The sequence below is a fragment of the Kitasatospora sp. NPDC048286 genome (assembly GCF_043201735.1).
Lineage (GTDB): Bacteria > Actinomycetota > Actinomycetes > Streptomycetales > Streptomycetaceae > Kitasatospora.
The window spans coordinates 749,915-766,823 of record NZ_JBICZE010000003.1 but is presented as its reverse complement, the minus strand read 5'-3'; the positions used below and the strand labels follow the sequence as shown (position 1 = coordinate 766,823).

General features: G+C 72.5%; 14 protein-coding genes and 1 pseudogene. 6 read left to right on the top strand and 9 right to left on the bottom strand.

The window, feature by feature from the left end; translation table 11 throughout:
* Nucleotides 1-63 precede the first annotated feature (63 nt).
* Together ACGF13_RS10665 and ACGF13_RS10660 are read left to right on the top strand one after the other, a co-directional pair.
* Entirely contained in the window at nucleotides 64-588 is a 525-nt protein-coding gene (locus ACGF13_RS10665) for a DUF6232 family protein (protein ID WP_392871605.1), read from the top strand.
* Nucleotides 585-953: a hypothetical protein gene (locus tag ACGF13_RS10660; protein WP_392871603.1), complete on the top strand. Its 369-nt coding sequence runs from the start codon at nucleotides 585-587 to the stop codon at nucleotides 951-953. Before ACGF13_RS10665 ends, ACGF13_RS10660 begins: the two co-directional genes overlap by 4 nt.
* Before the next feature lie 36 nt (nucleotides 954-989).
* Here ACGF13_RS10660 and ACGF13_RS10655 read toward each other — a convergent pair whose 3' ends face one another.
* Together ACGF13_RS10655 and ACGF13_RS10650 are read right to left on the bottom strand one after the other, a co-directional pair.
* Entirely contained in the window at nucleotides 990-1,910 is a 921-nt protein-coding gene (locus ACGF13_RS10655) for an alpha/beta hydrolase family protein (protein WP_392871601.1), read from the bottom strand.
* Nucleotides 1,911-2,035: 125 nt separating this feature from the next.
* Nucleotides 2,036-2,980, bottom strand: a complete 945-nt coding sequence (locus ACGF13_RS10650) for a DUF2797 domain-containing protein (RefSeq protein ID WP_392871598.1) — start codon at nucleotides 2,978-2,980, stop codon at nucleotides 2,036-2,038.
* A gap of 266 nt (nucleotides 2,981-3,246) precedes the next feature.
* On the opposite strand from ACGF13_RS10650, the gene ACGF13_RS10645 reads away from it, so the two are divergent.
* From ACGF13_RS10645 to ACGF13_RS10635, 3 genes are all read left to right on the top strand, one after another.
* Nucleotides 3,247-5,367, top strand: coding sequence for a restriction endonuclease (locus tag ACGF13_RS10645; protein WP_392871595.1), 2,121 nt, complete (start codon nucleotides 3,247-3,249; stop codon nucleotides 5,365-5,367).
* Nucleotides 5,368-5,562: 195 nt separating this feature from the next.
* Nucleotides 5,563-6,333, top strand: a complete 771-nt coding sequence (locus ACGF13_RS10640) for an ABC transporter ATP-binding protein (RefSeq protein ID WP_392871592.1) — start codon at nucleotides 5,563-5,565, stop codon at nucleotides 6,331-6,333.
* Between the two features lie 57 nt (nucleotides 6,334-6,390).
* Nucleotides 6,391-8,958: an ABC transporter permease gene (locus tag ACGF13_RS10635; RefSeq protein WP_392871589.1), complete on the top strand. Its 2,568-nt coding sequence runs from the start codon at nucleotides 6,391-6,393 to the stop codon at nucleotides 8,956-8,958.
* Between the two features lie 99 nt (nucleotides 8,959-9,057).
* Here ACGF13_RS10635 and ACGF13_RS10630 read toward each other — a convergent pair whose 3' ends face one another.
* The 6 genes from ACGF13_RS10630 to ACGF13_RS10605 all read right to left on the bottom strand — a co-directional run bounded on the left by ACGF13_RS10630 (nucleotide 9,058) and on the right by ACGF13_RS10605 (nucleotide 14,893).
* Nucleotides 9,058-9,669 carry a DUF4232 domain-containing protein gene (locus ACGF13_RS10630; protein ID WP_392871586.1) on the bottom strand — a complete coding sequence of 204 codons (612 nt, stop codon included), beginning with the start codon at nucleotides 9,667-9,669 and terminating at the stop codon, nucleotides 9,058-9,060.
* Nucleotides 9,670-9,898: 229 nt separating this feature from the next.
* Complete coding sequence (efeU, locus tag ACGF13_RS10625; protein ID WP_392871584.1) at nucleotides 9,899-10,744, bottom strand: iron uptake transporter permease EfeU; 846 nt, start codon at nucleotides 10,742-10,744, stop codon at nucleotides 9,899-9,901.
* A 48-nt stretch (nucleotides 10,745-10,792) separates the two neighbouring features.
* Nucleotides 10,793-12,112 carry an iron uptake transporter deferrochelatase/peroxidase subunit gene (gene efeB, locus ACGF13_RS10620; protein WP_392871581.1) on the bottom strand — a complete coding sequence of 440 codons (1,320 nt, stop codon included), beginning with the start codon at nucleotides 12,110-12,112 and terminating at the stop codon, nucleotides 10,793-10,795.
* Between the two features lie 117 nt (nucleotides 12,113-12,229).
* Nucleotides 12,230-13,378: an iron uptake system protein EfeO gene (gene efeO / locus ACGF13_RS10615; RefSeq protein WP_392871578.1), complete on the bottom strand. Its 1,149-nt coding sequence runs from the start codon at nucleotides 13,376-13,378 to the stop codon at nucleotides 12,230-12,232.
* A 129-nt stretch (nucleotides 13,379-13,507) separates the two neighbouring features.
* Nucleotides 13,508-14,332 (bottom strand): ABC transporter ATP-binding protein, encoded by an 825-nt coding sequence (locus ACGF13_RS10610; RefSeq protein WP_392871575.1) that lies wholly within the window; start codon nucleotides 14,330-14,332, stop codon nucleotides 13,508-13,510.
* Between the two features lie 159 nt (nucleotides 14,333-14,491).
* A complete protein-coding gene (locus tag ACGF13_RS10605; protein ID WP_392871572.1) occupies nucleotides 14,492-14,893 on the bottom strand; it encodes a GNAT family N-acetyltransferase in 402 nt (133 codons plus the stop codon).
* Between the two features lie 159 nt (nucleotides 14,894-15,052).
* Between ACGF13_RS10605 and ACGF13_RS10600 the strand changes: the two genes are divergently transcribed.
* Nucleotides 15,053-16,648 (top strand): M4 family metallopeptidase, encoded by a 1,596-nt coding sequence (locus ACGF13_RS10600; RefSeq protein WP_392871569.1) that lies wholly within the window; start codon nucleotides 15,053-15,055, stop codon nucleotides 16,646-16,648.
* 40 nt (nucleotides 16,649-16,688) lie between these two features.
* Here the strand turns inward: ACGF13_RS10600 and ACGF13_RS10595 are convergent.
* Nucleotides 16,689-16,811 (bottom strand): annotated as a pseudogene (locus ACGF13_RS10595) (family 1 glycosylhydrolase); the annotation flags it as partial.
* Nucleotides 16,812-16,909 lie beyond the last annotated feature (98 nt).

The window sequence follows — 16,909 nt, the reverse complement described above, 5'->3', positions numbered from 1 at the left end:
CCGCCGGCCGCGCCCACGGTACCGCCGCCGGTCTCCACCTCGAAGTCCGTCACCCGGGTGGCCGTGACCAGGCGCATCCTCTGGGTCGGCGCCGCGGCGTACCCGCTCGCGATGATCGCCCGGGTCAGCACCACCGTCCTGGTGCCGGAGAAGACGGGCGCGGTCATGCGGCTCCTCCGGGTGATCGGGGTCATGACCGTGGCCACGCTGATCGTCAGCCTGCTCGCCTCCCTGGACAACAACAACCGCTCGTACGGCGGGTCCAGCGGCTTCGACGCGGGCCCGTTCGTGGTGGTGGCGGTGATCATCGTGGTGGTGTACTTCTTCACCGTCACCCTGCCCCGGCTGGTCCAGCCGCGCCTGTACGCGCTGTCCGTCGACACGGCAGGGACGCCGACCGCGCTGCTGGCCTGGGAGTCACCCGGGCCCGCGCAGCAGCTGCAGGCCACTATCACGCAAGCGATCGAGAACCCGCAGATCGAGTTCCAGCAGTTCGTCAACACCGTCAACATCGACCGGCGGCACTACCAGTCCGGCGACAGCGTCAACATCTACGGCGGCCACGGCATCACGGGAGTCAGCAAGTGAGCGACAACGGCAACGGCTCGCACGTCCACGGGGACCAGGTCAACATCCACGGCGGGACCAACGTCGTCGGCATCCAGCACAACAACGGGCCGGTCGGCGACCAGGCGCTGCCGCCGAACGTCATGGCACTGTTCTCCCGGCTCGCCGACGCCGTCACCGAGCTGGCCCGCGACGGCCGGCTCCGCGAGGCGGACCGGCAGAGCCTCGCCGAGGCCCTGCCGGTGCTGAACAGCCCCGCCGCCGAGGAGCCGGGCCGCCGGCGCAACACCCTCCTGCTGCTGGCCGGCCTGGCCCAGAGCCTCGGCGAGGCCGCGGCGCCGGCGCTGGGCCTGGCGAACCAGCTCCTCGCCCTGATCAACGGCTGACCGTCCGTCCGGCGTCCGGCAGCACCGGGCGCCGGGTCAGGCCGCGGTCTCGGCGAGGAAGCGCCGCACCAGCTCGCCGACGACCTCCGGGGCGTCCTCCGGGCTGTAGTGGCCGACGCCGGGCAGTTCGACGGCCCGCCCGTGCGGGAACGCCTCGGCGAACAGCGGCAGGAAGTGCCGGGCGGCGAGCGTCCGGTCGTCCGCGCCCCACAGGGCGAGCGCGGGCAGGGCGGCGAGCTCCGCGCGGACGGCCGCGCTCGGGGCCTCGAAGGTGTGGGCCCCGGTCGCGAAGCCCTCCGCCCAGCCGATCGCCCCCGCGACCTCCGCGCGGGAGGGGAAGGCCGCGCCGTAGACGGCCGGCCGGGGGTCGCCGGTCGGGGCGTTCTCCCGGAAGCCGTTGAGCAGCAGGATGCCGAGGATGGTGTGGCCGAGTTCGCCGAGGACGGTGCCCAGGCTGCCGTCGGCGTGCGCCCGGGCGATCCAGCCGAACCACGGGGACTCGGCCGCGTTGGCGGCGAGCGCCGCACCGAGGCCGGGCTGGCCGAGCGGCGTGGGGCCGTTGACGCTCACCACCCGGGAGATCAGCCCGGGGTGGCGGGCGGCCAGGCCCATGCCGACCGGCCCGCCGAAGTCGTGCCCGACCAGGGTGATCTCGCTCAGGCCGAGGTCCAGGACCAGCGCCTCCAGGTTGTCGACGTGGTCCTGCAGCCAGTAGCCGCGGTCGGCCGGGGTGGCGCTCTTGCCGAAGCCCATGTGGTCGGGGACGACCACCCGGTGGGTCGGGGCCAGCCGGCGGATCAGGTCCCGGAAGAGGTAGCCCCAGGTGGGTTCACCGTGCAGGCAGAGCACCACGGGGCCCACGCCCTCGTCCACGTAGTGCATGGGGAAGCCGGGCGCCGTACTGAAGTGCGGCCGGTACGGGAAGGTGCCGTCGAAGGTCTCATCGGCAGCGATCATGGCTTGGATCCGCTCCAAAGTGGTAGCAAATTAAAACCGCAAGGCCGAGATTAGGTCCTTGCGGTTTTATTACGCAACCGCGCTGGTCGGGGCGGTTCCGCGAGCGCTCTCAGACGCGAGCACTCTCAGAAGAGCGCCTCCTGGGTGTCCGGCTCCGGCGGGCGCAGGCGCTCGTGGAGGGTCAGGCCGGCGGAGCCGCGGCCGGTGACGGGGCCGAGCGTCCAGCCGGTGAGCAGCCGGGTGTCCAGCAGCAGCGGGCCGGAGCCGTCCGCCTGGTCGAGGAAGAGGTGCCGGCCCACCGGCGGCCGCAGCCGGCCCGCGACGACCGCGCCGTCGGCCAGAGCGGCGATCTCCCGGTACGCCTCCGGGGCGCCGCCGGCCAGGCCGTAGCGCTCGACGTGGTCGACCACCGGGCGGTCGGCGAGCAGCTCCAGGGCGTGGCCGTCCAGCAGCCGGTGCGCCTGGGCGCGGGCCTCGGTGAGCACCGTGCGGCGGTGCGGGGCGTCGCCGTGCGACCACCAGTGCTCGGTCTTGAGCCGGGACTTGAACCGTTCGCGGGCCAGGCCCGAGGCGGCGACGGTGAGTTCGGCGCGCCGGATCGACGGCAGGGCGCCGCGGGCGGTGAACGCGTAGGCCAGGGCGCCCTGTTCGAGCAGTCGGCTGTCGCCGCGCTGCTCGGCGGTCAGGCCGACCTTGAGCAGGCCCTCGCCGAACCAGGCGAGGTAGAGCAGGTAGGTGCGGCCGTCGTCGAGGATCTGGTCCCGGGCGAGGGCGAGGCCGCGGTCCACGCTCTGGCAGGCCGGGCACTGCGTGGCGCCGCCGTCCGGATCGATCAGCGCGTGGTGCGGGCAGGGCGTGCGCTCCGTCGCCCCGGCCAGCCAGGCCCCGACACAGCGGCGCGGGCCGCCCAGCAGCCAGCCCACCTCCGCCCCGGGCGCCACGGCGCGCTCGTGCACCTGGCCGCCGCGCGCGGCCCCGAGCACGGCACGGCCGTCCCGCCAGCTCAGGCCGGTGGAGACCCAGCCTGCGGGGCGGGCCCGGTGCTCCGGGTGCTGCGGGGGAATCGTCACGTTGCTCCTTGCCGTCGGTGACCGTCGAGACTACCCGGTGCCACCGACACGGCGGGACTCCGCCGGGAGCGTCCGGTCCACGGCCCGCGCGCACTCCCGCCCGCCGGAAAGGCTCGCTGGTCAAGGGCGCTTGGCCCGGCGGGGCGTTCACGCTCTATTGTTGCGGGCGCGGTCGGCGGCGTGGCCGGGAGGCGGCGCCGCAGCGGCCGGACCGGGCGCGAGGCGAATGGGGTGGACGGACGGTGTCGGGGCGGCGGAGCAGCGGGGTGCTGGCGATCTGGGCGGAGGCGCAGCGACAGCAGCAGCGCCGGGAGGAGGCCCGGTGGCGCGCCGAGGCGGCGGAGCAGCGCCGCCGGGAGCGGGAGCAGCGCGAGACGCAGCGGGCGGCGGCCCGCGACGAGCGCGAGGCGCAACGCGCCTACCAGCAGTCGCGGGAGGCGGAGGTGGCCCGGCGGACGGCGGAACTGGACGCCCGGGTAGAGGAGTTGAGGGGGCTGCTGGCCGCCGGCCTGGCCGCGCCGGCGTTCGGCCCGCAGGCCCTGCTGGCGCCGCGGGCGGTGCCGGCCTTCGACCCGGGGCCGCTGGGCGAGCCGGTGCCGATGCCGGACCAGTCCTCGCCCCACTACTTCGTGCCGCCGCCGGACCCGGTCCAGGCCCGCAACCGTGGTGTGCGGCAGCAGTACGAGCAGTACGTGGCCCAGGCCAGGGCCAGGTTCGAGCAGGACTGGTACGCCGCGCAGGCCCGGGAGACCGACCGGCAGCACCGGCTGGCCGCGTACCACCGGGAGTACCTGGCCTGGGTCGAGCAGTCCCGCCGGCAGCAGGAGGAACTGGCCGCCCGGACCGAGGAGTTGCTGCGCCGGCTGCGGGCGGGTGAGCCGGAGGCGGTGCAGGAGTACTTCACGGCCGGCCTGTACGCCTCGGCGGCCTGGCCGGAGGGCTTCCCGCACCGGCTGGTGGCGGCGTTCGACGCCGGGGGCCGCCAGCTGGTGGTGGACTGGGAGCTGCCCGGGCCGGACGTGGTGCCGGCCGCCGGCCGGGTGCGGTACGTGAAGTCGGACGACCGCGAGGCCGAGGTGGCCCGCCCGGCGACGGAGCGCAAGGCGCTGTACCGGGAGGTGCTGGCGCAGTCGGCGCTGCGGGTGGCGGCGGAGCTGTTCCGGGCGGACCGGGACGGCCTGCTGGACTCGGTGGTGGTGAACGGTTTCGTCCTGGGCATCGACCCGGCGACCGGCCGGGAGGCGGAGCGTTTCCTCTCCACCCTGACCGCCACCCGGGCCGGCTTCGCGGGCCTGGCGCTGGACCGGGTGGCCCCGGTGGAGTGCTTCCAGGGCCTGGGCGGCCGGCTGTCGGCGCGCCCGGAGCGGCTGGACGAGGTTCGGCCGGACCGCCGGCCGGAGTCGGTCGGCGGGAGCCTGGCGGGGCACGGCGGCGAGGACGAGCCGGACCTGTTCGAGATGGACCCGCTGGAGTTCGAGGACCTGATCGCCGAGCTGTTCCGGCTGCGCGGTTTCAAGGTGATGACCACGGCCCGCAGCGGCGACGTCGGGGTGGACGTGGTGGCCGAGGACCTGACCCCGGTGACCGGCGGCAAGATCGTGATCCAGGCCAAGCGCTACAAGAAGACCGTCCCGCCGACGGCGGTGCGCGACCTGGAGTCCACCGTCCGCCACCACGGCGCGAACAAGGGCATCCTGGTCACCACCGCGGGCTTCGGCCGCGGCTCGTACAGCTACATCGAAGGCAAGCCGCTGACCCTGGTGAGCGGCCCGGAGCTGGTGGCGCTGCTCGCCGAGCAGGGCCTGCGCGGCCGGCTCGGCGGCGGTGCAGCCGCCACGACCGCCGACGCCGGCCGCGAGCCCGAGGGGGCGGTCGAGACCGCGCTCACGGTGAGCTGGCAGAGCCGGACGGCCGGCGGGGACGCGGTGGAGCTGGACGTCACCGCCTTCCTGTGCGCCGGGGGCCGGGTGCTGAGCGACGAGCACTTCGTGTTCTTCAACAGCCCGCAGGATCCGGACGGCGCCGTCCGGCTGCATCCGACCCGCTCGGTGCCGGGCGAGCCGACCCGGGCGGCCCGGCTGGCGCTGGACCTGCACCGGCTGCCGGCCGCCGTCGAGGAGGTGGTGGTCGCCGTGTCCACCGAGGAGGAGGAGCACCCCGCGCTGCCGCTCGGCTACGTGCACGGGCTGGCCCTCGCGGCCGCGTACGGGCCGGGCGCGGGCGGTCCGGGCGCCTGGGCGGGCCCGACCGGCGGGGTGCCGGACAGCGCGATGCTGCTCGGGGCGTTCCGCCGGGGCGCCGGCGGCTGGGAGTTCAGCCCGTCCGGGCGGGTGGTGACGAACGGCCTGGCCGGGCTGGCGGCGGCCTTCGGCGTGGCGGTCGAGTAGGCGGGCCACGCCGACCCGGACCCCGAGCGCCCTCGGCCCTCAGGGTCCGGGTCATACCTGAGGAGGAGACGGGCCCCCGCCACCCCGCCGGGTAGGCGGGGGCCGACCACCGCGCGGCATTACGCATCGCATTCGAACAGCTTGGGATGATGTTACGGAGTTAAAAGTTCCGTTAACCCGTTCCAGGAGCCCCACGTGACGTTCCCCGCAACCGCCGTCCACACCGGCCTGGCGGCCGCCCGAGCCACCAACCTGAACAAGGTCTACGGGGAGGGGGAGACCCGCGTCGTCGCCCTCGACAACGTCAGCGTCGTCTTCCCCCAGGGCGAGTTCACCGCGATCATGGGCCCCTCCGGCTCCGGCAAGTCCACCCTCATGCACTGCATGGCCGGCCTGGACACCGTCACCTCCGGCTCCTCCACCATCGGCGACACCGAGCTCGTCGGCCTCAAGGACAAGCAGCTCACCCAGCTGCGCCGGGACCACATCGGCTTCATCTTCCAGGCCTTCAACCTGCTCCCCACGCTGACCGCGCTGGAGAACATCACCCTCCCGATGGACATCGCCGGCCGCAAGGCCGACAAGGCCTGGCTCGACCGCGTCGTCGACACCGTCGGCCTCTCCGGCCGCCTCAGCCACCGGCCCTCCCAGCTCTCCGGCGGCCAGCAGCAGCGCGTCGCCTGCGCCCGCGCCCTCGCCTCCAAGCCCGACATCATCTTCGCCGACGAGCCCACCGGCAACCTCGACTCCCGCTCCGGCGCCGAGATCCTCTCCTTCCTGCGCAACTCGGTGCGCGAGCTCGGCCAGACCGTCGTCATGGTCACCCACGACCCGGTCGCCGCCTCCTACGCCGACCGCGTCGTCTTCCTCGCCGACGGCCGCATCGTCGACGAGCTCCACCACCCCACCGCCGACACCGTCCTGGACCGCATGCGCCGCTTCGACGCCAAGGGCCGCACCAGCTGACACACCCGCAGCCCGGCAAGCACCCGTCCCCGAGTACCCCAGGACTGACAACCCCTCATGTTCCGCACCGCACTGCGCAATGTGCTCGCCCACAAGGGCCGACTGCTGATGACGGTACTGGCCGTCATGCTCGGCACCGCCTTCGTGGCCGGCACCCTGGTCTTCTCCGACACCTTCGGCAACGCGCTCAGGACCCAGAACTCCAAGAGCTACACCGACATCGCCGTCACGGTCAGCGACAGCGAGGCCGCCGGCCGCGCCTACGGCGGCCACGACCAGGCCACCACCACCGGCCCGACCCTCACCGAGGAGACCCGGACGAAGGTCGCCGCGCTGCCGGGCGCCGCCGAGGTCCGCGGCGTGGTCAGCGGCTTCGCCGGCATCGCCGACAAGAAGGGCGCGCTGATCGGCAACGGCTTCTCCACCACCGGCACCAACTACGTGCCGGGCGCCGACGGCACCGACCCGCGCTACCCGCTGGTCGAGGGCCGCGGCCCGAAGGACGCCACCGAGATCGCGCTGGACGCCAGGACCGCCGAGAAGGGCGGCTACAAGGTCGGCGACACCGTACGGATGGCGGTCAACGGCCCGGTGATGCAGCTCAAGCTCACCGGCACCGTGCACACCAACGACCCGCGCGTGATGGCCGGCGGCTCGCTGGCCGCCTTCGACACCGCCACCGCCCAGCGGCTCTATCTGACCCCGGGCCGCTTCGCCCAGCTGGACGTCAAGTCCAAGCCGGGCACCGACGACGCCGCACTGCTCGCCGCCGTCAAGCAGGCCGTCCCGCAGGACAGCATGATCGAGGCCAAGACCGGCCGCGAACTCGCCGCCGAGCAGGACCGGATGATCGAGAAGGTCACCCGGGTCCTGAACACCTTCCTGCTGGGCTTCGCGGGCATCGCGCTGTTCGTCGGGATCTTCATCATCGCCAACACCTTCTCGATGCTGGTCGCCCAGCGCACCAAGGAGCTGGCCCTGCTGCGCGCCGTCGGCGCCACCCGTCGCCAGATCACCCGCTCGGTGCTGATCGAGGCGCTGCTGGTCGGCCTGACCGCCTCGGTGACCGGCCTGCTGGCCGGCATCGGGATCGCCGTCGGGCTCAAGGCGCTGCTCAACGGCCCGATGGACGCCAACCTGCCGGACGGCCCGCTCATCGTCAGCCTGAACACCGTGATCACCGCGATCGTGACCGGCGTGCTGGTGACGGTCGTGGCCGCCTGGCTGCCCGCCCGCCGCGCCTCCCGGATCGCCCCGGTCGCGGCGATGAGCGCGGTCGAGCAGCCCGCCACCCAGAAGGGCCTGCGGGTCCGCAACACCATCGGCCTGCTGTTCTCCGTGGTGGGCATCGCCTCGCTGGCAGCCGGTGCGAGCGGCAAGGAGGTCAAGCTGGTCGGCCTCGGCGCAGGCGCGCTGCTGATCGGCGTGTTCGTGCTGACCCCGCTGCTGTCCCGGCCGCTGATCGCGCTGTTCGCCCCGCTGCTGCGCGCCCTGTACGGCGCGCCGGGCAAGCTGGCCCAGGAGAACGCCGTCCGCAACCCGCGCCGCACCGCCGCCACCGCCGCCGCGCTGACCATCGGCGTCACCCTGATCACCTCGCTGACCGTGATCGGCGCCTCGGTGAACCAGGCCGTGGACAAGGCCACCGCGACCGACATCAAGTCCGACTACACGGTCGCCATGCAGAACTTCTCGAAGCTCTCCCCCGAGGTCGCCGCCCAGATCGCCAAGGCACCCGGCGTCAGCGCGATGAGCGCCCAGCGCACCCTTCCGCTCACCATCGGGCAGGGGCAGGAGGACAGCGAGTGGGTGACCGCGGTGGACGCCGCCACCATCGACCAGCTGGCCACCGTCAAGGTCAAGGAGGGCTCCGCGGACGCCCTCAAGCAGGGCAAGCTGCTGGTGAGTTCGGGCCGTGCCGAGAACGCCGGCTACAAGGTCGGCGACACCCTCACCGTCACCTACCCGGACGGCGCCAAGGGCTCGCTGACCGTCGGCGGCATCCTGGAGGCCAACACCGCGCTGGCCGGCGTCGTCGCCCCGGAGGCCGTGGTCGGCCCGCACGCGCTGCCCGGCTCCGGCCTGGACAGCGTCCTGGTCAAGGGCGTCGACGGCCCGACCCAGACGCTGAAGCAGGCGCTGCGCGACGCGACCGGCGGCAACCCGCTGATCGCGGTCAAGGGCGCGAAGGAGATCAAGGCGGAGAGCCGCCAGATGGTCACCGACATCCTGAACATGATGTACGCGCTGCTCGGCATGTCCGTGGTCATCGCGGTGCTCGGCGTGGTCAACACCATGGCGATGTCGGTGTTCGAGCGCCGCCGGGAGATCGGCATGCTGCGGGCGGTCGGCCTGGACCGGCTCGGCATCCGCCGGATGGTCCGGCTGGAGTCGGTGCTGATCGCGCTGTTCGGCGGACTGGTGGGGGTCGGCCTCGGCATCCTGGTCGCCTGGGCGGGCGTGCAGACGCTGGAGGAGAACCTCAAGGGCATCACCACCGTGGTCCCGCCGGTGCAGACCGTCGGCTTCCTGCTCGCGGCCGCCGTGATCGGCCTGCTGGCCGCGCTCTGGCCGGCCCACCGGGCGGCGAAGCTGGACATCCTGGACTCGATCAAGAGCCAGTAGCGGTCCGCCGGTAGTGGACTGGTAGTACGAAACCGGGAGCCCCCGGGGCGGTTGGAGAAACCGCCCCGGGGGCTCCGTCGTGCCGTCGGTCGGAGAAGGTCAGTTGAACAGGACCTTCTCGTTGTTCGGCTGGAGGGTGCCGGTGGTCAGCCCGGCGGCCGAGACCAGCAGCTGGCCGGCCGGCTTGCCGTCGGTGCCGAGCACCTCGGCGGTGACCGGCGTGGTCTCGTCCGGCGCGGTGACCTGCAGGCCGGTGAGCACGTGGCAGCTCGCGTCCGACTTGTCGCAGGCGCTCCACTTGAGGCCCGCGTAGCCGGACTTGTTGGGCTTCAGGGTGACCAGCACCGCCGGCCCGGGGTGCGCGTCACGGTTGGCCGCCAGCGCGTCCGGGCTGTTGTCGGCCTTCAGTCCGCCGAAGCCCGGGTAACCGTACAGGGTGCAGTTGTGGTCGCTCTTGTTCTTGATGGTCAGCATGGCCGAGCCCGCGCCCTTGAGCTGCACGGTGGCGGTGATCTCGTCGCTCTTGCACCGCGAACCGGCCGCCTGGCCGGCCATCGGGTCGCCGGGGACGGTGGCCCCGGCGGCGCTCGCCTTCGGGTCTCCCGGCTTGTCGTCCGTGTACTTCACGTCGTCGCACGCGGTCAGCACGACGGTCGCCGCGAGGGCGGCGACACCGACGGCGACTAACCTGGCAGGCCTGCGAACGGTCATGGTCCCCCCAAGGGTGAGTAATGGCATGGTGCTGTCACCCTAAGTACGAAGGCCGTGGCAGAACGGTTCCACTGAGGCTGCAGTTTGTCAGAGCCGACCGTTTTCTTCCGTTTCCTGACTGATTTCGGCCGCTCATGGCAAGAACCGGCCGCGGTCATGCGAAACCGCCCCGCCCGGCGGGTGCCGGGCGGGGCGGTACGGGTGTCGACTCGGGGGTCGAACGGCCGGATCAGGCGGCCGGCTTGGCGGTCACCCGCTGGGCGGGCTTGGCCTTGTCGCCGCCGAAGAGGTTGAAGAACACGGCCAGCGTCGGCAGCAGGTAGAGCAGCCAGACCACCAGCTGGAGCACCGTCGGGTCCGGCTGGAAGTTGAAGACGCCCTTCAGCAGGGTGCCGTACCAGCTGTCCTTGGGGATGGTGCTGGAGATGTCGAAGGCCACGCTCTGCAGACCGGGCAGCCAGCCGGCCTCCTGCAGGTCGTGCACGCCGTAGGCGAGGACGCCGGCCGCGACCACGACCAGCATCGCGCCGGTCCAGGTGAAGAACTTGGCCAGGTTGATCTTCAGCGCGCCGCGGTAGAACAGCCAGCCGAGCACCACCGAGGTGAGCAGGCCGAGCGCGGCGCCGAGCAGCGGGTTCCAGCCGTCACCGGTGGCCTGGACGGCCGTCCAGATGAACAGCGACGTCTCCAGGCCCTCGCGGCCGACGGCCAGGAAGGAGGTGACCACCAGGGCGGTGGTGCCCATCGCGATCGCCGCGTCCAGCTTGCCGTGCAGCTCGGTCTTCAGGTGCCGGGCGGTGCGCCGCATCCAGAACACCATCCAGGTCACCAGGCCGACCGAGATGATCGACAGCGTGCCGCCGAGCGCCTCCTGGGCCTCGAAGGTGAGCTGCGAGGAGCCGAACTGGAGCAGGGCGCCGAAGGCCATGGAGAGCGCCACGGCCGAGCCGACGCCGATCCACACCGGCGGCAGCTTGTCCCTGCGGCCGGTCTTGACCAGGTAGGCGATCAGGATGCAGACGACCAGGCTGGCTTCGAGGCCTTCGCGCAGGCCGATCAGGTAGTTGCCGAACACGCGGGCTCCTGGGGGGTGTAGAGGTGGTACCGGGGGAAGCGGGAGGTGTCAGCCGAACAGGGCCTGACCCCACCACTCCCCCGGCTTGCGCACGCCCGCCGGGCAGGCGAAGTGGGCGGAGCCGACGTGCTGGATGTACTCGTTGAGCTTGTCGCTCGCCGCGAGCTTCTGCTGGAGCGGGACGAAGGCCTTGCGGCTGTCGCGCTGGTAGGCGAGGAAGAACAGCCCCGCGTCCAGGCGGCCGAGGCCGTCGGTGCCGTCGGTGAAGGAGAACCCGCGGCGCAGGATCATCAGGCCGCTGTTGGCGTCCGGGTGGGCGAGGGCGACGTGCGAGGTCGCGGGCATCGCCGCGAGGTCCGGAGCGTCGTGCTCCTTGCCCTTGCCGTACGGGGCGCCCTCGCCCTTGGTGCGGCCGAAGGTGTCCTCCTGGTCCTTGAGCGAGGCGCGGTCCCAGGTCTCGATGTGCATCCGGATCCGCCGGGCGACCAGGTAGGAGCCGCCGGTCATCCACTCCGGGCCGTCGCCGGGCGCGGCCCAGACGTGGTCGGCGAGCTTCGCGGTGTCGGTGCCCGCGATGTTGTGGGTGCCGTCCTTGAACCCCATCAGGTTGCGCGGGGTCTGCTCGTCCGGGGTGGTCGAGGAGGTCTTGCCGAAACCGAGCTGCGACCAGCGGATGTTGACGGTGCCCATGCCGATCCGGGCCAGGTTGCGGATCGCGTGGACGGCGACCTGCGGGTCGTCGGCGCAGGCCTGGACGCAGATGTCGCCGCCGCTGCGGGTCGGGTCGAGCTTGTCGCCCTTGAAGTTGGGCAGGTCGATCAGGGCCTCGGGGCGCTTGGCCTGGAGGCCGAAGCGGTCCACAGATTGACCGTCCGGGGCGGACTTCTCGAACAGGCTCGGCCCGAAGCCGATGGTCAGGGTGAGCCGGGAGGCCGGCAGGCCGAGGGCCTCGCCGGTGTCGTCCGGCGGCGCCTCCGGCGAACCGGGCACCGCGCCGGTGCCGACCTCGCGGCCGCCGGTCATCGCGGCGGCCGCCTTGGTCCACTCCTTGAGCAGCTTGACCAGGGACTCCTTGGTGGCCTTCTCGGAGACGTCGAAGGCGGCGAAGTGCAGCCGGTCCTGGACCGGGGTGGAGATGCCCGACTGGTGCTCGCCGTAGAACGGCACCTCGGCGCCGACCTGGGTGGCGGCGACCGGGACGGCGTCGTCCTGGCGGGTCGCCGCGGCGACCGAGCCGACGGCGGCGGCGCCGAGCGCGACGCCCGCGCCGGCCCAGCCGATGACGGCGCGGCGGCTGACCGCGCTCTTGGTCGCGGTGGCGTCGGCGGTGGCCGGCGTCCCGTTCTGCTGCTCGTTCTCCGCGTCCATCGGCGGGCGGGCCCTTCTACTGTGCTGGGGACTTCTACGCTGGCCCACCGAGGCCGTGGGGCCCGGATCGCGGGCCGCCACGGCGTCGGCGGGGTGGTACGGGGTGTGCCTGGCCGGTTACTTGACGACCACGGCGGCGGCCAGCTTCGACAGCGGCTCGCCCAGCGAGTTGACCGCGTCGGAGAAGGTCTTGCGCTCGGCCTCGGTGACCTTGTCGTAGGAGGTGAAGGTGCCGTCGGCCTGCTTGAACTTGGCGAGCAGGGCGTTGATCTCGGCGAACTCGGAGTCCAGCGTCTTGGCCAGCTCCGGGTCCTTCTCGGCGGCGACCGGCTTCAGCAGCTCGTAGGCCTTCTGCGCGCCCTCGACGTTGGCCTGGAAGTCGGCCAGGTCGGTGTGGCTGTAGCGCTCCTCCTCGCCGGTGATCTTGTTGGTCGCCACCTCGTCCAGCAGCTCCTTGGCGCCGTTGGCCATGCTGGTCGCGGTGATCTCGGCCTCGGGGATCTTCTTCTGCCAGTCCTTGAGGTCGGCGACCAGCTGGTCGGCGAGCTTCTTCTCGTCGTCGCCGATCTTCGCGTCCACCCAGAGCGACTTCTCCAGCTTGTGCCAGCCGGTCCAGGCCTGGCCCGGCTCCAGCTTGTCCTCGCGGGTGTCGGTCTTCGGGTCGATGTCGCCGAAGCTCTCGGCGACCGGCTCGGTGCGCTCCCAGCCGGTGCGCGAGGGCGCGTACAGCGACTTGGCCTTCTCCAGGTCGTCCGCCTTGATCGCGGCGACGAAGGCCTCGACGGCCGGGATGGTGGTGTCGGCCTGCTCCTGGGCGTACTTGCGGTAGGCGTCGACGGCGGCGGCCAGGCGCGGGTCGGCCGACGCGGCGCTGCCGCCCTCGCCGGTAACGGTGATCTTCTGGCGGATGCCGTTGCCGACCATGCCGGGCTTGCAGGCGATCTCGTACGAGCCGGCCTTGATCTCGGCGTTGATGCTGGCCTTGGTGCCGGGGCCGATGTTCTCGCGCTCGGTGACGATCTTGTCGCCATCGCCGTAGACGTAGACCTCGGTGGTCTTCGAGCCCTTGTTGCTGATGTCCAGCACGACGTGGCCGGCCGGGAAGCTGGTCTTGGAGACCTCGCAGGCGGTGTCGGTCGCGTTCACCTTGACCGCGTCGGAGGAGGCCGCCTTGTCGTCCTTCTTGGACGCACAACCGGCCAGGGTTGCGGTCGCCACGGCGAGGGTGAGCAGCGCGGCTGCGGTGGAACGGCGACGGGCGGACATGCGGGCTCCAACGGAAAGAGGCATGGGTGTGCCAAGGCGGTGCGGCCGGCCGGGGACCAGCAGACCATCATTAGCTAAGGCATACCTTACGTAAAGACCGTTTACCGTCTACACCCACCCCCCGAACCGTTACCTTTCCGGAGTCCGGCGGGCCGCGGCCCGGGCCGTCCAGCGCCCCTCGTGGCGGCTGATCCGGATCGGGTGGCCGAAGGTCTCGCTGATCAGCTCCGTGGTCATCACCTCGTCCACCGGTCCGGCCGCGACGCACTCGCCGCCGCGCAGCAGCAGGGCGTGGGTGGTGCTCTCGGGCAGCTCCTCCAGGTGGTGGGTGACCAGCACGCCGGCCAGTTCCGGGTGCTGGTGGCGCAGCAGGTCCAGGCTGTCCAGCAGCAGCTCGCGGGCGGTCAGGTCGAGTCCGGTGGCGGGTTCGTCGAGCAGCAGCAGCCGGGGGCTTGGCATCAGCGCCCGGGCGATCAGGGCCCGGCCGCGCTCGCCCTGGGACAGCGTGGTCCACGCCGCCTCGGCCATCGCCCGCATGCCGAGGGTGTCGATCAGCAGCTCGGCCCGCTCCAGCGCCTCCGGGGCGGGCTTGCGGTGGAACTCCGGCTCGATGGTGTTGGTGTGCCCGGTGAGCACCACCTCGCGCACGGTCAGCGGCGAGCGCAGCGGGTGGCGCGGGTTGACGTGCCCGAGGTGGGCGCGCAACTCGCGGATGTCCACCCGCCCGAGCCGGCGGCCGAGCACGTCCACCTCGCCGCGGGTGGGGTGGGAGACCGCGCCGAGCAGCGCGAGCAGGGTGGACTTGCCCGCCCCGTTGGGGCCGAGCAGCGCCCAGTGCTCGCCCGGGTGGATCTCCAGGGTGATCCCGCGCAGCAGGTGCCGGCCGTCGCGCACGACGTCCACGTCCCGGGTGCGCAGCAGCGGCCCGTCGAAGTCGGGGGCGGATGAGTTCACGGGACTCCGATCGCGGCGCCGGGCAGGGGTGCGGGCGGGGCGGCGTGCCGGGCCGGCGCCGTCCGTACGCGTGCAGAGTACAACCGCCGGCCGGGGCCGGCCCCGGCCGTCCGAGGGGTGGACGCGCCATGACCCGGACGCCCGGCGGGAGTTGGGGCCTCAGAGCGCCAACAGCCCCGCGTCGGTGGGGCGCAGGCCGCAGGCGTCGAGGTAGAGGGGGCGCAGGTGCGGCTCGAAGTCGACGTGCAGCCAGCCGCAGCCGGCCGCGCGGGCGCCGTCGGCCGCCTCGGCGACCAGCCGTCCGGCGACGCCCCGCCGCCGGACGCCCGGGGCGACCACGGTGTCGAGCAGGAAGGCGTGGGTGCCGCCGTCCCAGGCCAGGTTGACGAAGCCGACCAGGGCGCCGTCGGCGGTGCGGCGGGCGGTGACCCAGCCGAGGCTGTGCCGCTCCAGCCGGGCGAGCCAGTCGCCGGGTCGCACGGGGTGGCCGAAGCCCTCGGCGTGCAGAGCGTCGAGTTCGGGGTCGGCGAGCGGGCCGCGCCACAGGTAGTCGATCGTCACGACGGCACTGTAGAGCGCTTGTTAACTTCTGATCATTTTTTATCGACCAAGGACACGACTTGGCAAAGTTATGACCTTCCCTCTAGCTGAACCTGACTGAACCCCGTCAATCTCTGACGCAACTCCTTTCCCTGCACAGCTACCCCCACTGGAGTCAGAGTGACCCCCACGCCCTCCTCTCGCCGTGCCCGCGTGGCCGCCGCCGTCGCGGTCGTCGCCGCCCTCGCCGGCGCCACCGTCCCCGCCGCCACGGCGTCCGCCGCCCCCGGCACGCGCGAGGCCGCGATATCCCAGGCCCGCGCCAACGTCACCCACAACGCGGGGGTGTTCGGCTTCGGCTCCGGCCAGGACCTCGTGCTCAAGGACGTCGTGCTGGACGCCGACGGCGCCTCGCACGTGCGCTTCGACCGCACCTTCCAGGGCCTGCCGGTGGTCGGCGGCGACCTCGTCGTCCACCAGGACGCCAAGGGCCGGCTCAAGGACTCCTCCCGGGCGGCCGCCCACGACGCCGCCGTGAAGTCGACCGTGCCGAAGGTGAACGCCCAGTCCGGCGCGGCCGGCGCGCTGGCCGCCGCCCCGGGCGTCAAGGACGCCGTCAGCACCCCCGAGCTGGTCGTCTGGGCCGCCGACGGCACGCCCCGACTGGCCTGGCGCACCACCGTCGAGGGCACCGGCGAGCACGGCCAGCCGGCCGGCAAGGTGGTCGTCACCGACGCCACCACCGGCGAGCAGATCGAGTCCTACGACGCCGAGCACCAGGCGGCCGGCACCGGCAACTCCGAGTACACCGGCACGGTCACCATCGACACCACCGCCAAGTCCGGCGGCGGCTACACCCTGACCGACCCGGTCCGCGGCCACGTCACCAAGGACGCCAACAACCTCTCCGCGAGCTCGCTCAAGGCCTCCTCCGGCACCGCGTTCAGCAGCACCACCAACGTCTGGGGCGACGGGAGGAAGTTCTCCTCCGACCGCTCCACCGCCGCCGTCGACGCCCACGCCAACACCGCCTGGACGTACGACTACTACAAGAACGTCCACGGCCGCAGCGGCATCAAGAACGACGGCAAGGGCGCCACCGTCTTCGTCCACGTCGGCACCAACTGGGACAACGCCCAGTGGTCCGACGCCTGCTTCTGCATGATGACCGGCGACGGCAACGGCAGCACCGACCCGGAGCAGGTCGACCTCGACACCATGGGCCACGAGATGACCCACGGCGTCACCAGCGCCACCGCCAACCTGCGCTACAGCGGCGAGTCCGGCGGCCTCAACGAGTCCACCAGCGACATCTTCGGCACCATGGTCGAGTTCTACGCCAACAACAAGGTCGACACCGGCGACTACCTGTTCAGCGACCAGTCCACCCCGCCGTGGCTGCGCCGCTTCGACAAGCCCTCGCTGGACGGCGGCTCCGCCGACTGCTGGAGCAGCAGCGTCGGCAAGCTCGACGTGCACTACTCCTCGGGCGTCGGCAACCACTGGTTCTACCTGGCCGCCGAGGGCAGCGGCAGCAAGAGCATCAACGGCGTCACCTACAACAGCGCGACCTGCAACGGCTCCACGGTGACCGGCATCGGCCGCGACAAGGTCGCCAAGATCTGGTACCGCGCGCTGACCGTCTACATGACCTCCACCACCAACTACAAGGGCGCCCGCGCCGCCTCCCTGAACGCGGCCCGCGACCTGTACGGCGCCGGCAGCACCGAGTACAACGCGGTCGCGGCGGCCTGGAGCGGCGTCAACGTCAGCTGACGCCCCTCAGCCCGTCGAACAGGCCGTCATCACAGGGAGATCGGACGGCGCCGGGGCGGGCGGCGAAGGTGTCCCGGACGGACGGGCCACGGCCGTCCTCGTCGACGGCACCCTCGATCCGGTAGGCGGCGGTGGCGACACCCCAGCGGAACCCCGCCGGCAGGTCGAAGCGGTTCGGCCTGGCAGCCTCCTGACGATGATCTGAGGCGGGGGTGTCGTCGAAGATGCCGGGCCGGACTCCGTCCGGCCCGGTACCCGCCG